General features: G+C 66.2%; 14 protein-coding genes. 4 read left to right on the top strand and 10 right to left on the bottom strand.

Features of this window, described 5'->3' with window-relative positions:
- Positions 1-232, bottom strand: a 232-nt coding sequence (locus G522_RS0122915) for a leucine zipper domain-containing protein (protein WP_026793021.1), incomplete at its 3' end; no start/stop codon positions are given.
- Between the two features lie 96 nt (positions 233-328).
- On the opposite strand from G522_RS0122915, the gene G522_RS0122920 reads away from it, so the two are divergent.
- The 4 genes from G522_RS0122920 to G522_RS0122935 all read left to right on the top strand — a co-directional run bounded on the left by G522_RS0122920 (position 329) and on the right by G522_RS0122935 (position 2,527).
- Positions 329-589, top strand: coding sequence for a Rossmann-fold NAD(P)-binding domain-containing protein (locus G522_RS0122920; protein ID WP_026793022.1), 261 nt, complete (start codon positions 329-331; stop codon positions 587-589).
- An 84-nt stretch (positions 590-673) separates the two neighbouring features.
- The gene (gene pncA / locus G522_RS0122925; RefSeq protein ID WP_026793023.1) at positions 674-1,297 is read left to right on the top strand and encodes a bifunctional nicotinamidase/pyrazinamidase; all 624 of its coding nucleotides are present in this window, start codon (positions 674-676) and stop codon (positions 1,295-1,297) included.
- Between the two features lie 220 nt (positions 1,298-1,517).
- Positions 1,518-2,231 carry an AzlC family ABC transporter permease gene (locus tag G522_RS0122930; RefSeq protein WP_036840665.1) on the top strand — a complete coding sequence of 238 codons (714 nt, stop codon included), beginning with the start codon at positions 1,518-1,520 and terminating at the stop codon, positions 2,229-2,231.
- The gene (locus G522_RS0122935; RefSeq protein WP_026793025.1) at positions 2,228-2,527 is read left to right on the top strand and encodes an AzlD family protein; all 300 of its coding nucleotides are present in this window, start codon (positions 2,228-2,230) and stop codon (positions 2,525-2,527) included. Before G522_RS0122930 ends, G522_RS0122935 begins: the two co-directional genes overlap by 4 nt.
- A gap of 208 nt (positions 2,528-2,735) precedes the next feature.
- Here G522_RS0122935 and ftsZ read toward each other — a convergent pair whose 3' ends face one another.
- The 9 genes from ftsZ to murD all read right to left on the bottom strand — a co-directional run bounded on the left by ftsZ (position 2,736) and on the right by murD (position 13,916).
- Complete coding sequence (gene ftsZ, locus G522_RS0122940; protein WP_026793026.1) at positions 2,736-4,556, bottom strand: cell division protein FtsZ; 1,821 nt, start codon at positions 4,554-4,556, stop codon at positions 2,736-2,738.
- Positions 4,557-4,679: 123 nt separating this feature from the next.
- On the bottom strand, positions 4,680-5,963 hold the full coding sequence (gene ftsA / locus G522_RS0122945; RefSeq protein ID WP_026793027.1) for a cell division protein FtsA: 1,284 nt from the start codon (positions 5,961-5,963) through the stop codon (positions 4,680-4,682).
- Between the two features lie 29 nt (positions 5,964-5,992).
- On the bottom strand, positions 5,993-6,901 hold the full coding sequence (locus G522_RS28360) for a cell division protein FtsQ/DivIB (RefSeq protein WP_245586724.1): 909 nt from the start codon (positions 6,899-6,901) through the stop codon (positions 5,993-5,995).
- Complete coding sequence (locus G522_RS0122955) at positions 6,898-7,815, bottom strand: D-alanine--D-alanine ligase (protein WP_026793028.1); 918 nt, start codon at positions 7,813-7,815, stop codon at positions 6,898-6,900. Before G522_RS0122955 ends, G522_RS28360 begins: the two co-directional genes overlap by 4 nt.
- A gap of 48 nt (positions 7,816-7,863) precedes the next feature.
- On the bottom strand, positions 7,864-8,808 hold the full coding sequence (gene murB, locus G522_RS0122960) for a UDP-N-acetylmuramate dehydrogenase (protein ID WP_156887033.1): 945 nt from the start codon (positions 8,806-8,808) through the stop codon (positions 7,864-7,866).
- Positions 8,808-10,220, bottom strand: coding sequence for a UDP-N-acetylmuramate--L-alanine ligase (gene murC, locus G522_RS0122965; protein ID WP_026793030.1), 1,413 nt, complete (start codon positions 10,218-10,220; stop codon positions 8,808-8,810). The genes murB and murC overlap by 1 nt, the downstream gene beginning before the upstream one ends.
- On the bottom strand, positions 10,217-11,344 hold the full coding sequence (gene murG, locus G522_RS0122970; RefSeq protein ID WP_026793031.1) for an undecaprenyldiphospho-muramoylpentapeptide beta-N-acetylglucosaminyltransferase: 1,128 nt from the start codon (positions 11,342-11,344) through the stop codon (positions 10,217-10,219). The genes murC and murG overlap by 4 nt, the downstream gene beginning before the upstream one ends.
- A 5-nt stretch (positions 11,345-11,349) precedes the next feature.
- Positions 11,350-12,507, bottom strand: coding sequence for an FtsW/RodA/SpoVE family cell cycle protein (locus G522_RS0122975; RefSeq protein WP_026793032.1), 1,158 nt, complete (start codon positions 12,505-12,507; stop codon positions 11,350-11,352).
- A complete protein-coding gene (gene murD, locus G522_RS0122980; protein ID WP_026793033.1) occupies positions 12,507-13,916 on the bottom strand; it encodes a UDP-N-acetylmuramoyl-L-alanine--D-glutamate ligase in 1,410 nt (469 codons plus the stop codon). Before murD ends, G522_RS0122975 begins: the two co-directional genes overlap by 1 nt.
- Positions 13,917-13,926 lie beyond the last annotated feature (10 nt).

A 13,926-nucleotide genomic window follows, 5' to 3' on the forward strand; every position in this document is an offset into this window, starting at 1 on the left:
GGACGCACACGTCCGTCGCGAGTTGCCTGGGGCTGGTCTTTGGACGAGACGAACGATCGACCATTCCGACCGATCCTTCGACACGAAAGCGCTCAACCCAACGCGACACACTCTTCACGCAAACGCCATAACGGCGGGCCGCTTCCGCCTTCGACAGACGGCCTTCGATCACCGCGACGGCCATTTCCTCTCGACGCAACGGCGTCAGGCGGGCATTCTTGTGGATGTTCATTCGGGGCGATCCTGGAAAACTGAGGTGTGGTAACTCCAGTCTCCAAAATCCGCTCCGAATGGACAACCTCCTGAAAGCTCACATCTAGAGAAAGGCGTGGCCGGCGCCCGCTACCATGCCGTCGCCGACCAAGGCGTGCCCCTCAAGACCATCGCCGAGATCATCGGCCATCGCCTCGGCCTGCCGGTGAAAAGCATCTCCGCCGATGAAGCGCCGAGCCATTTCGGCTGGTTCGCCAGATTCGCCTCCATGGACAGTCCGGCGTCCAGCGAGCAGACCCGCCGCGAGCTCGGCTGGCAGCCGACGGAAATCGGCCTCATCGAAGATCTCGACAGCGCAACTTATTTCCCAGATTGACAGCCAGAAGGAGGTGGCGCCGGCTTGCCGCCTCCCTCGGCCAATGCAATAAATCGGCTCCGAACACTTGCTCGGAGTCGCGTTATGCCGTCGCCCGCCACCGCCCTCATCGTCGTCGACGTTCAGAACGACTTCTGCCCCGGTGGCGCGCTGGCGGTGGGCGGCGGCCATGCCATCGTGCCGGTGATCAACGAACTGGTGCCGCGCTACGAGCAGGTTGTCGTCACCCAGGACTGGCACCCCAAGGGGCACGCCTCCTTTGCTTCCGCCCATCACGGCCGCGAGCCCTTCGATACCACCGAAATGCCCTACGGCATGCAGGTGCTGTGGCCGGATCATTGCGTGCGGGGCACGCCCGGCGCCGAGCTCCACCCCGATCTTCAGGTGACCTCCGCCCAGCTCGTCATCCGCAAGGGCTGGCACCAGGGTGTCGACAGCTACTCCGCCTTCCGTGAGGCCGACCGCAAGACATTGACCGGCCTCACCGGTTATCTCCGGGAGCGTGGCGTCGAGGAAGTGCACGTCGTTGGCCTTGCCACCGACTATTGCGTCGCCTGGACGGCCCTCGATGCCGCCGGCGCCGGTTTCCGCGTCTCGGTGATCGACGATGCCTGCCGCGCCATCGACCTCTCCGGCTCGCTGAAACGCGCCTGGGAAGACATGCTCGTGGCTGGGGTGACGCGGGCGATGAGCCACCAGATCGTTTAGGATTGTTGCGGCTGGTTCCGATTGTTTTTTCGGATATTACGGTTTTCGGGTGGACAGCCTTCATAAGTTAGGTCATAAGCACTGACCTATAAAGGTCAGCCATACTGACCTACAGCGTCGGACCGAAAAGTGGAATCCGGTTTTCGGAAAATCCGATGCTGAAAATAGAACTAGATCGTTGCGGCCGTCAGGACGCATGACGATCTAGGGAAAGCTGGATATGACAACACCTCTTGCTGACTTCCGGGCCGGCCTGGTCGCGGTCTTTCCCACCGTCGTCGCCGTCATCCCCTTCGGCCTCATTCTCGGCCAGCAGGCGACGGTCAAAGGGCTGACGGTGGCCGAAATACTGGCCATGTCCTCCATCGTCTTTGCCGGCTCCTCGCAGCTGATCGCCGTCGGCTTGTGGAGCATGCCGGCACCGGTCGCCGCCCTGGCGCTGATGGCGCTCCTGGTCAACCTGAGGCACGTGCTGATGGGCGCCTCGCTGTCCGGCAAGATCGCCCATTTCGGACGCCTGCGCTATCTCGCGGCCTATCTGATGACCGACGAGAGCTGGGCACTCAGCGAGCGCCGGGCCGTCGACAAGCCGGTCAGCCGTACCTTCTATTTCACGGTGGCACTGTCGCTCTTCTTTTTCTGGCAAGTTTCCTCGGTGCTCGGCGCGCTGTTCGGCGCCTACCTGGAACATCCCGAAACCTATGGGCTCGATTTCACCTTCCCCGCCATCTTCATCGCCCTGGCGCTTGGGTTCTGGAAAGGGGCCCGCCGCACCGGGCCGGTGCTGGCGGCCAGCGCCGTCGTCGCGGTGGCCGTCCACGCCACGGTGCCCGGCGCCTGGTACGTGATCGCTGGCGCACTCGCCGGCATCACCGCCGCCGTGGTCACCGCGCCGCGCGAGGTGTCCGCCATTGCCGAGGAGACGGCGCCATGACCATCGATCCCGTCAATTTCACGGCCATCCTGGCCATGGGCGTCCTGACCTATATGACGCGCATCCTCGGCTTCCTGATCGCCGACCGGCTGCCGAAATCCGGCCCGGTGCGGGTTGCGCTGGACGCCCTGCCCCCCGCCGTGCTGGTCGCTGTCGTGGCGCCGATCGTCCTATCCGGCCCCATCGAGGCGGTGGCCGGCCTGGCGGTCCTGCTTCTGGCGCTGCGGCTGCCATTGATGGCCACCGTCGTCGTCGGCGTCGGCGTCGCCGCGCTGCTGCGGCTGGCTTTCCTCTAGCGAGCCTGGTTTGAAACTCGCTGGGGCGGAGCAGTTAGCGAAGAGTTTGAGAACCGGAGCGGAGCGGACGTTGAAGTCCGTGAGCACCGGAAGCGCAGAACTCAAAGCTAAATGCCCACCCCAGTAGAGTTTCTGCCAGGCTTTCAAAAAGCAGCGGGCCCGCGAAGTTACCTTCGCGGGCCCGTTATCTTTTACGATCGCCTGAAGATCACTTGCGGCGCAGGAAGGCCGGGATCTCCATGTCGTCGTCGGCAGCGCGCGGCGCCGGCTGCGGCGCCATGCGGCCCTGCTGGTCGAGGCGGCCGGCAGCACCCTGGACCGGCGCGGCGGCCGGACGCTGCTTGACGAACTCGCTGGCGGCCGACGGACGCACGGCCGGCTGCGGGGCAGGAGCGCGCGGCGCTTCGGCCTGCGCTTCGTCCTCGCGACGGCCGAGACCGACGGTGGCCAGGCGACGCAGCAGGCCGAGCGGACGACGCTCGCCATCATGGTCTTCCGGATGCACCTGCACCGAGGCGGCAGCCTGACGCTGGGCGATCGGCGGGAACTCGTCGATCGACGGCACGCGGCTGCGCTGGACGGCGGCCGACGGACGCTCGGCGACCGGTGGCACGTAGGGCTGCTGCACGGGCGCCGGCTCGGCGACGCGCATCTGCTGCGGCTGGGGAGCCGGAGCCGGGGCGTCGTAGTGGTTCATCGCCGGCTCGTAGGGCTCGATCGACACGCGCGGATCATGCGGCGTGGTGACCGAGCGCATCGGTTCGGGCTCGATGGACGCTTCCGGCAGCGCCAGCGCTGCTTCGATGGCCTCGACGGAAACCTGCGCAGCGGCAGCGGCGGCCTGGGTGTAGCTCGGAACCGGCACGGACGCAGGGGCGATCGACGCGGCCGGAGCGGCCTCGCGGATCACCGCCGGGCGCACGGCCGGCTGGCTAAAAGGCTGCCGCACCTCCTGTGCCGCGACGGCGGCGGCAGCGGAGGTGGTCACCTGGGCCGGCCGCGGGGCGGCCCGGCCGATGGCGTCGGCGCTGTTGTTGCGGACGACCGATTCCTGACGAACCAGTTCCGGCTCGATGCCGGTGGCGACGACAGAAACGCGGATCATGCCTTCCATGCTGTCATCGAAGGTGGCGCCGAGGATGATGTTGGCTTCGGCATCCACTTCCTCGCGGATGCGGGTTGCCGCCTCGTCCACTTCGAACAGCGTCAGGTCCTTGCCGCCGGTGATCGAGATCAGGAGGCCCTGAGCGCCCTGCATCGACACTTCGTCGAGCAGCGGGTTGGCGATCGCGGCTTCAGCAGCCTGGATGGCGCGCTTCTCGCCGGAGGCTTCGCCGGTGCCCATCATCGCCTTGCCCATGCCGCGCATGATCGAGCGGACGTCGGCGAAGTCGAGGTTGATCAGGCCTTCCTTGACCATCAGGTCGGTGATGCAGGCAACGCCCGAATAGAGCACCTGGTCGGCCATCGCGAAGGCGTCGGCGAAGGTGGTGCGCTCATTGGCAATGCGGAACAGGTTCTGGTTGGGGATGCAGATCAGCGTGTCGACCGAATTCTGCAGCTCCTGAATGCCGGCGTCGGCGATCTTCATGCGCCGGGCACCTTCGAACTGGAAGGGCTTGGTGGTGACGCCGACGGTGAGGATGCCGTGCTCGCGAGCCGCGCGAGCGATCACCGGCGCTGCGCCGGTGCCGGTGCCGCCGCCCATGCCGCAGGTGATGAACACCATGTGGCTGCCGGCGAGATGGTCGTTGATCTCGTCGATCACTTCCTCGGCGGCCGCGCGGCCGACTTCCGGCTGCGAGCCGGCACCGAGGCCCTCGGTCACCGCGACGCCCATCTGAATGATGCGTTCGGCGCGAGAGGAGGCCAAGGCCTGAGCATCCGTGTTCGCCACGACGAACTCGACGCCCTGCAGGCCGGACTGGATCATGTTGTTGACGGCGTTGCCACCGGCACCGCCGACGCCGAAGACGGTGATCCTCGGCTTGAGCTCCGTGAGGTCGGGCATCTTTAGGTTAATCGTCATGGTTGCCTCGTTATTCTGCAAGCGGCTCTCGCCGATACGTCCTCTGTCCTAGATCAGCGGCCGCCGCTGCAACCGCACGCTACTTACGCCTGTTACGCACCGACCCGTCCGTTGCCGGACGGATCAGAAACTCTCTCTGAACCACGCCCCCATGCGGGAGACGAAACCGCCGTTGGCCACCAGTGCCATCGATTTCCGGCGGCCGGAAAACTGTTCGATCTGCGCCACCTGCGGGTAGATCATCAGACCCACCGCCGTGGCGAAGGCTGCGCCGCGCGCCGCTTCCGGCAAGCCGGCGACACCGACCGGCCGACCGAGCCGGACGTTGCGGCCGAGCACCTTGCGGGCAAGTTCCGGCAGGCCAGTGAGCTGGCTGGCGCCACCGGTCAAAACGACGCGCCGACCGACGCGACCCGCGAATCCCGAAGCATGCAACCGATCGCGCACCACCTCAAGAGTCTCTTCGACACGCGGACGAATGATCTCGACCAGTTGGGCGCGTGTCACCTGATGGGCAACGTCGTCGTCGCCCACCGGCTCGACGGTGACCATGTCGCGCTCGTCGCTGTCGGTGGCGATCACCGAGCCGTAGAGCGCCTTGATGCGCTCGGCATCAACGAGGCGGGCCGACAGCGCCCTGGCCAGATCCATGGTGACGTGATGGCCGCCGAGACCGAAGGCGTCGACATGCACGCACTGGCCGTCGGCAAAGACGGAAATCTTGGTGGTGCCGCCGCCGATGTCGACGCAGGCGACGCCCATCTGCGTCTCGTCGTCGACCAGCGTGGAAAGACCCGAGGCGTAAGGCGTCGCCACCATGGTTTCGACTTCGAGATGCGCCCGGTTGACCGAGATCTCGAGGTTCCTGAGCGGCACGGCGTCGGCCGACACCAGATGCGTGTCGACGGACAGCGACGAGCCGATCATGCCGCGCGGATCGCGGATGCCGCGGTTGTTGTCGAGCGCGTAGCCGATCGGCAGCGCGTGAACGATGGTGCGGCCGTCCTTGACCTTGTAGGAGGCGCCGATTTCCAGCACCCGCTGGATGTCGTTCTCGGATACCTCCGAACCGGACAGGTCGTACTTGACCGAGAAGGTCTCCGAGCCGAGCCGGCCGCAGGAGATCGACACGATCAGGGACTCGACGGTCAAACCGGCCATGCGCTCGGCCGCGTCGACGGCGAGACGGATGGCCTTCTCGGCCTGCTCAAGATCGACCACCGCGCCGGCCTTGATGCCGCGCGAGCGCTGGTAGCCGAAGCCGAGCACTTCGATGAGATGCGTGCGGCCGGGCAGCACGTCGCCAAGCGGGCGCGGCGTCAACCGGGCGATGACGCAGCAGATTTTGGAGGTGCCGACATCGAGGACCGAGACGATGACCGGCCGCTTGGGCGGCAGTGGCCGCATACGCTGAACGCGGGCGTCGGATGCGTGGGTCATGCGCCCTGCTCCCGCTTCTTGAGGGCCTTGTTACGGGCCGTCACCAACTCGTCGCGCGCCTTGCGCGCTTCATCGGTGAGGCGAACAACCAACCGATCGGGCAGGCGCAGATCGACCACGGTGATATCGCGATCGAGCAGGCCGGATTCCTTGTCGGTCTTCTCCAGCTCGGTCACCGCCTTGTCGGCGCCGACTTCCGGCAGCATCACCTGCACGCCGTTGTCGAGGAACAGATCCCAGCGACGGTCGGATACCAGCATCGAGGCACGCACCTTCTTCTGCAGGTCCGGTACGTCGTCGAGCAGCGAGGTGATCTCGGCGACCTTGAGCTGGGCGCCCTGGCCGACCACGCGCGGCAGGCGGGCATAACGGGTTTCGAGCCGATCGGTAATGATCTTGCCGGCGCTGTCGACCACCACCACGGGCGCGTCGATGGTCGGCTGCCAGAGAGCGGCGGGAACGCGCTCTTCGATGATCACCCTGAGCGTGCCCGGATAGAGCTTCATCACCGAGACATCCTGCACCCAGGGAATGGATTGCAGGCGCTCGCGGGCGGCGGCGGCGTCATAGAAGAACAGCGACTGGCCCGAATGGATCGACAGCGTGTCGAGCACGTCGCCCTCGTCGATCTCACGCTGACCAGTGATGCGGACGGCGGCGACGCGGAAGCCGAGCTCGGCCGTGGTGTCGTTCAGAACTTCAACGGTACGGCCCGACAGCACCATGCCGTAGGCGCCCCAGGCACAGAGATAGGCAACGGACAGAGCGACGCCGGCGCCGCGCGGCAGCGCCGCGAAGAGGCCGGCTGGACGCCAGACGGGCTTGCGACGCAGGCGCGAAACACCGCGACGGCCGAAGAGGATGAACCTCTTGCGCCCTGCCGGCTTCGCCATGCCCGTCGTCATCGCCTGCAACTTGCGTCCTCCACCATCCAACTGACCAGCTCGCCGAAACCGATGCCCGCATGGGCGGCCATCTCTGGAACTAGCGAGGTTGCCGTCATTCCCGGCTGGGTATTCACTTCCAGGCAGATGATCTGCCCATCACCTTGATCGTCGAAGCGGAAATCGGCCCGGCTGACGCCACGGCAGCCGAGCGAACGGTGCGCTTCGAGGGCTAATGTTTGAATATTTTGGTAAATAAAGGGTGAAAGTTTCGCCGGAAGTACATGCTTAGATCCACCTGGGCGATACTTTGCGTCATAATCGTAGAAGGCTTCCCCTTGCGGAAACACCTCGATGACGTCGAGGGCGCGCTCGCCCATCACACCACAGGTAAGTTCCCGTCCTGGAATGTATTTTTCCACCATGACCAGGTCGCCGAACCGCCAGTCCGGGCTGGCCAGTTCCTGCGGCGGATGGGCCGCATCGGCCGGAACGATGATCACGCCGAAGCTCGATCCCTCTGCCGGTGGTTTAACCACATAGGGCGGTTCGAGCACGTGGGCGTTAACCACTTCGAGCCTGTGGACCAGCTTGTGTTCGGCCACCGGGATGCCCGCCGCCTTCATCACATGCTTCGCCTTGGGCTTGTTCATGGCCAGCGCCGAGGCCAGAACGCCCGAATGCGTATAGGGAATGTCCATCACTTCGAGGATGCCCTGGACGGTGCCATCCTCGCCGTAGATGCCATGCAGCGCATTGAAGCAGACGTCGGGGCGCAGCTCTTCCAGCACGGCGGCGATCGTGCGGTCGACGTCGACACGGGTGACGCGATAGCCGCGCGCTTCCAGTGCGTCGGCGCAGGCCTTGCCCGAATTGAGGCTGACCGGTCGCTCCGACGACCATCCGCCCATCAGTACCGCCACGTGCTTGGCCATGAGCTCTGTCCCCTTGCTGGCGTTACCGCCCGGATTCAACAGCGCAAATCACTTGCCGAGAAACGGCTCGACCTCGGCACCCGGCGCGAACACGCCGAGCCGCTTGATCTCCCAGTCGAGGCGGATGCCTTGGGTCTCCAGCACCCGCGCCCGCACCGTCTCGCCCAGGAGCTCGACGTCATGCGCCGTCGCTTCGCCAGTGTTGATCAGGAAGTTGCAGTGCATTTCGCTGACCTGAGCGTCGCCGATCTTGAGGCCACGGCAGCCGGCCGCGTCGATCAGCTTCCAGGCCGAATGGCCCGTTGGGTTCTTGAAGGTGGAGCCGCCGGTGCGCGCCTTGATCGGCTGCGCCGCCTCGCGGTGCTCGGTAACCGCCTTCATCGCCGCGGCAATGCTCTCCTTGTCGGCCGGGACGCCTTCCAGCACCGCCGACGTGAAAATGAAACCGGCCGGCGGCGCCGAATGGCGGTAGGAATAGCCGAGCTCGCCCACCGGCAGCGTCACCGCTTCGCCCGCACGGGTGACGCCATGCACCTCGACCACCCGCTCGGCGGTCTCCGAACCATGGGCACCAGCGTTCATGGTCAGCGCCCCACCGAGGCCGCCGGGAATGCCGTGGTAGAAGGCGAAGCCCGAAAGGCCGAGCTCCAGCGCCTTGGCGGCCAGAAACTTGTCGGGAATGGCGGCGCCCGCCCGAATACGGGTCGGCGACAGCACTTCGGTACCGCCGAAGCCACGCACCGACAGGCGGATCACCACGCCGCCGACACCGCCGTCGCGGATCAACAGGTTGGAGCCGAGCCCGATGACGGTGATCGGCACATCCAGCGGCACCAGTTTCAGGAAGGCCTGGAGGTCGGCCTCGTCGGCCGGCTGGAACAGGATTTCCGCCGAGCCGCCGACCCTGAACCACACGAGGTCCTTCAGCGACCGGTTCTCTTCGATCGGGCCGCGAATATGCGAGGTATCGCCGAGGCGGTCGCGAAGAGCCATCACGCCTCCTCCGCCAGCGCCTTGAGCTGCCCCGGCAGCGCATAAGCCCACTGGGTGATGTTGCCGGCGCCGAGACAGACAACCATATCGCCCGGCCGGGCGATCGAGGCAATGGCGCCGGCGAGGCTGGCAGGGCTCGCAAGGGCGCGGGCGTCGCGATGGCCGGCCGCCTTGATGCCGGAGACGAGGTGTTCCTTGTCAGCGCCCTCGATCGGCTGCTCGCCAGCCGGATAGACGTCGGCGATCAGCACCGTATCGGCGTCGTTGAACGCCTTGCAGAAATCGGGGAACAGCGAGTGCAGGCGGCTGTAGCGATGCGGCTGCATCACCGCCACGACCTTGCCGGCCGCGCCCTCGCGCGCTGCCCTGAGCACGGCCATGATCTCCACCGGATGATGGCCGTAGTCGTCGTAGATGGTGACGCCGTTGAAGTCGCCGGTGCGGGTGAAGCGGCGCTTGACGCCGCCGAAGCCGCCGAGCCCCTTGCGGATCGCCTCGGCCGGAATGCCTAACCGGTGGGCGACGGCCACCGCCGCCGTGGCGTTGGAGACGTTGTGCCGGCCGGGCATCGGCAGCTCCAGCGCCGGAATGATCGTCTCCTCGCCGCTGACACGGTCGCGGATCTCCACCGAGAAGCGCGAATGGCCGCCCTCGATGCGCAGATCGGTGAAGCGGGCGTCGGCCTGTGGGTTCTGCCCGTAGGTGATGATGCGCCGGTCCTCGATCTTGGACACCAGCGCCTGCACTTCCGGATGGTCGAGGCACATCACCGCGAAGCCGTAGAAGGGCACGTTCTCGATGAACTGGCGGAAGGCGGCGCGGGCAGCGTCGAAGGTGCCGTAATGATCGAGATGCTCAGGGTCGATGTTGGTGACGATGGCGATATCGGCCGGCAATTTCACGAAGGTGCCGTCGCTCTCGTCGGCCTCCACCACCATCCAGTCGCCGGCGCCCATGCGAGCGTTGGTGCCATAGGCGTTGATGATGCCGCCGTTGATCACCGTCGGATCGAAACCGCCGGCATCGAGCAGGGCCGCCACCAGCGAGGTGGTGGTCGTCTTGCCATGGGTGCCACCGATGGCGATCGCCTGCTTGAAGCGCATCAGCTCGGCCAGCATCTCGGCACGGCGGACGATCGGCAGGTGCCGCTCGCGGGCCGCCACCAGTTCCGGATTGTCGCGCTTGATGGCAGAGGAGACCACCAGCACCTCGGCGGCGCCGAGGTTCTCCGCCTTGTGGCCGATCATCACCGGAATGCCGGAGGCCCTGAGGCGTTCGACGTTGCCGCTCTCGGCTTGATCGGACCCTTGCACGCGGTAGCCGAGATCCTGCAAGACTTCGGCGATGCCGCTCATGCCGATGCCGCCGATGCCGACGAAATGAACCGGCCCGATGTCGCGGGGCATTTTCATGGACGTAGTTCCCTAGAAGCAAAATCGGCGGGCTTGCCGCCGGAGGCGATGAATTCAACGAGATCGGCGAGGCGCTCCACCGCATCAGGGCGGCCTTCACCCTTGGCAGCAGTGGCCATGGCGGTGAGACGCTCGGGCGCCCGCACCAGACCGGCAATGAGGTCGGCCAGCTTTTCCGGCGTCAATGACGCCTGCTCGGCCATGATGGCGCCGCCGGCCTTCTCAAGACCGATGGCATTGGTCTTCTGGTCGTTGTCGAGCGCGTGCGGCAGCGGCACCAGGATCGACGGCCGGCCGATGACCGTGAGTTCGGCCACCGACGACGCGCCGGACCGGCAGACGACGAGGTGGGCGTTGGCGATGCGGGCCGGTAGGTCGGTGAAGAAGGGAGCGATCTCATGATCGATGCCGAGCCGGGCGTAAATGGCGCCGACCCGATCGAGATCCTCGGGCCGCACCTGCTGCACGAGGCGCAGCCGGGCCGCCACGTCGGCCGGCAGCTTTTCCAGCGCCGGCGGCATGATCTCGCCGAACACCCGGGCGCCCTGGCTGCCACCGAACACCAGAAGATCGATCTTGCCGTCCTCGGTCGGCTGACGATAGGGCGCCACGGCGGCCAGCACCTTCGGCCGCACCGGGTTGCCGGTGACCACGGCGCGCGACGCGCCGGCGCCCATCAGGCCGGTATCCTTGAAGGTGGTGGCGATGGCGGTGACGCGCGAGGCCAGAAAGCGGTTGGCCCGCCCCATCACCGCGTTGGATTCATGGACGATGCTCGGGCGCTTGGTCAGCCAGGCGGCGATCAGCGGCGGCATCGTCGGATAGCCGCCGAAGCCGATGGTCACCTTGGGATCAAGCCGACGCACCAGCGACAGCGACTGCAGTTCGCCCTGGGCGAGGTTCAACGCCGATTTCATCATGCCGACTGGCGAGCGATCGCCGAAGGTCGCCGAGGCGATGATGTGGATCTCCTTGGCCGGGAATTCCGAACCGTAGTTGTTGGCGCGGTGATCGGTGGCGAGATGAATATCGAAACCGCGCGGGGCGAGCGCGTAGGCAAGCGACTCGGCGGGGAAGAGATGGCCGCCGGTTCCGCCGGCGGCAATCAGGATGGTACGCGTCATTGGGGTCAGCCTCGGCTGGGCAGCGGCGAAAATTCGATAGGCGCCACGAACCGGGTCTGGTCGGGCCGCTTGCGGGTCAGTGCCAGCAGCATGCCCATGGAAAGCGCCACCGCCACCAGCGACGAGCCGCCGTAGGAGATGAAGGGCAGCGTCATGCCCTTGGCCGGCATCAGGTGCAGGTTCACCGCCATATTGATGCAGGACTGCAGGCCGAACTGCATGATCAGGCCGGTCGCCGCCAGGCGGACGTAGCCGTCGTTTTCCTTGAGCGCGTGGCTCATGCCACGCAGCACCACGAAGGCGAACACCAGCACCAGGCACATGCAGAGCACCAGGCCGAACTCCTCGCCCAGCACGGCGAACACGAAGTCGGTATGGCTGTCGGGCAGGATGCGCTTGAACGTGCCTTCGCCCGGCCCCTGACCCCACCAGCCGCCGTTGACGAAGGCTTCCTGTGCCGTCTGCACCTGGAAGGTATCGCCCACTTCGGGGTTCATGAAGCGCTCGATGCGTGAGCGCACGTGCGGCACCAGCGTGTAGGCGCTGAGGATGCCGCCGGCGCCGGCGCCGGCGAACACCACGATCCACATCCAGCTCATGCCGGAAATGAAGAACAGGCCCGCCCAGGTGAGGCAGATCAGCATGGTCTGGCCGAAGTCGGGCTGGGCGACGAACAGCGCCGCCACGATGCCGAGTAACAGCATGGAAAAGCTGCGACCGGGCAGCTCGGGCCGCTTCTGGCCTTCGGCCAGTAGGAATCCGACCAGCACGGCAAACATCGGCTTCATGAATTCCGACGGCTGCACCGACACGCCCAGGATGGTGATCCAGCGACGCGAGCCCTTCACTTCCGGTCCGATCAGCAGCGTCAGGATCAACAGGCCGACGCAGACGATGAAGCCCACCAGAGCCGCCCGGCGGATCTGCTTGGGGCTCAGGAAGGAAACGCCGATCAGCGTGATGACGCCGGGGATGGCGAACATCGCCTGGCGCTTGACGAAATAATAGCTGTCGGCGATGCCGATGCGCTCGGCGACGGCGGGGCTGGCGGCCAGCGACAGCACGATGCCGCCGAAGATCAGCGCCAGGAAGGCGATGAGCAAAAGCTTATCGACGGTGAACCACCAGTCGGCAACCGGGTTTCGTTCGGCACGCGAGACCATCAGGTCTTCTCCTGGAACGGCTTGACGCGGGGATCGGTAAGCACGAGTTCGCGGAAATGATCACCGCGCACCTCGAAGTTCTTGAACTGGTCGTAGGAAGCGCAGGCCGGCGACAGCAGCACCACCGCCTCGCCGCCATTCTGTTCGGTGGCCGCCAGCGCGTCGGACAGCGCTTCGGACACAGCGCGGTCGAGCGTCTCGACGATCGCATGCGGCGCCGCATCGCCGATGGTGGCGGCAAACTCCTCGGCGGCAACGCCGATCAGATAGGCCTTGGCGATCTTCGGGAAGAAGCTGCTGAGCGGCGCGATGCCACCGCTCTTCGGCTTGCCGCCGGCAATCCAGTAGATGTTGTCGTAGCTGGCCAGCGCCTTGGCAGCCGCGTCGGCGTTGGTCGCCTTGCTGTCGTTGACCAGGATCACCGAGCCGGAGCGGCCGATCGGCTCCATGCGGTGGGCAAGGCCGGGGAAGGTTTCGATGCCCTTGCGAACTTCGTCGAGGCCGAGGCCGAGTCGGCGCGTCGCCGCCACCGCCGCCGCGACGTTCTGGGCATTGTGGACGCCCTTCAGGATCGGATGGCCGTGCAGATCGTAGACCACCGTCTGCGACAGCCCCCTCGGCTCGATGATACGGCCCGACACCGCCCAGACGCCCTGCGCCACCGAGCCGCGCGTCGAGATGCGCAACGTCTCCAAGCCCTTGGATTCCCGGCGTGTCGCCATGGCGGCGCTGAGCGCGTCGTCGGTACCGACCACGGCCACCTTGGCGCCCTGCACCAGCTTCTCCTTCACCGCCGCATAGCCCTCGATCGAACCGTGGCGGTCGATATGGTCCTCGGTGAGGTTGAGCTGGATGCCGACGGTGGGATCGATGCCGGGCGACAGATCGATCTGGAAGGACGAGCACTCGATGACATAGAAGCGGTCGGGCGCCAGATCCTGAAGGCCGAGCACCGCCGGACCGAAGTTGCCGCCGATCTCCACGTCCTTACCGGCCGACTTCAGAATGTGATGGATCAGCGCCGTGGTCGTCGATTTGCCGTTGGTGCCGGTGATGGCGACGAAGGGTGCCGTCGGCATGCGGAATTTCCGCTCGCGGGCGAACAGGCAGATGTCGCCGATGATCTCGACGCCGGCCTCGCGGGCGATCTTCACCGACCAGTGCGGCTCGGGATGGGTGAGCGGCACGCCGGGCGCCAGCACCAGCGCTGTATAGGCGCCGAACTCGGTGCCTCGCCAGTCGGTGATCGGAATCTCGCGCGCCTCGGCGGCGGCGCGGGCATCCTCGTTGTCGTCCCAGGCGATGACCTCCGCCCCGCCGGCCACCAGCGCTTCCGCGGTGATCAGGCCGGAACCGCCGAGGCCGAACACCGCGACGCGTTTGCCTTTCATCGAGGTGATAGGGATCATCGCCAGGTCT

The sequence above is a fragment of the Pleomorphomonas oryzae DSM 16300 genome (assembly GCF_000422965.1).
Classification (GTDB): domain Bacteria; phylum Pseudomonadota; class Alphaproteobacteria; order Rhizobiales; family Pleomorphomonadaceae; genus Pleomorphomonas; species Pleomorphomonas oryzae.

Bases quoted from the DNA above. Each gene is read 5' to 3' on its own strand.
- pncA (WP_026793023.1), top strand. From the start codon at position 674: ATGCCGTCGCCCGCCACCGCCCTCATCGTCGTCGACGTTCAGAACGAC.
- G522_RS0122930 (WP_036840665.1), top strand. From the start codon at position 1,518: ATGACAACACCTCTTGCTGACTTCCGGGCCGGCCTGGTCGCGGTCTTT.
- G522_RS0122935 (WP_026793025.1), top strand. From the start codon at position 2,228: ATGACCATCGATCCCGTCAATTTCACGGCCATCCTGGCCATGGGCGTC.
- ftsZ (WP_026793026.1), bottom strand. From the start codon at position 4,556: ATGACGATTAACCTAAAGATGCCCGACCTCACGGAGCTCAAGCCGAGG.
- ftsA (WP_026793027.1), bottom strand. From the start codon at position 5,963: ATGCGGCCACTGCCGCCCAAGCGGCCGGTCATCGTCTCGGTCCTCGAT.
- G522_RS28360 (WP_245586724.1), bottom strand. From the start codon at position 6,901: ATGACGACGGGCATGGCGAAGCCGGCAGGGCGCAAGAGGTTCATCCTC.
- G522_RS0122955 (WP_026793028.1), bottom strand. From the start codon at position 7,815: ATGGCCAAGCACGTGGCGGTACTGATGGGCGGATGGTCGTCGGAGCGA.
- murB (WP_156887033.1), bottom strand. From the start codon at position 8,808: ATGGCTCTTCGCGACCGCCTCGGCGATACCTCGCATATTCGCGGCCCG.
- murC (WP_026793030.1), bottom strand. From the start codon at position 10,220: ATGAAAATGCCCCGCGACATCGGGCCGGTTCATTTCGTCGGCATCGGC.
- murG (WP_026793031.1), bottom strand. From the start codon at position 11,344: ATGACGCGTACCATCCTGATTGCCGCCGGCGGAACCGGCGGCCATCTC.
- G522_RS0122975 (WP_026793032.1), bottom strand. From the start codon at position 12,507: ATGGTCTCGCGTGCCGAACGAAACCCGGTTGCCGACTGGTGGTTCACC.
- murD (WP_026793033.1), bottom strand. From the start codon at position 13,916: ATGATCCCTATCACCTCGATGAAAGGCAAACGCGTCGCGGTGTTCGGC.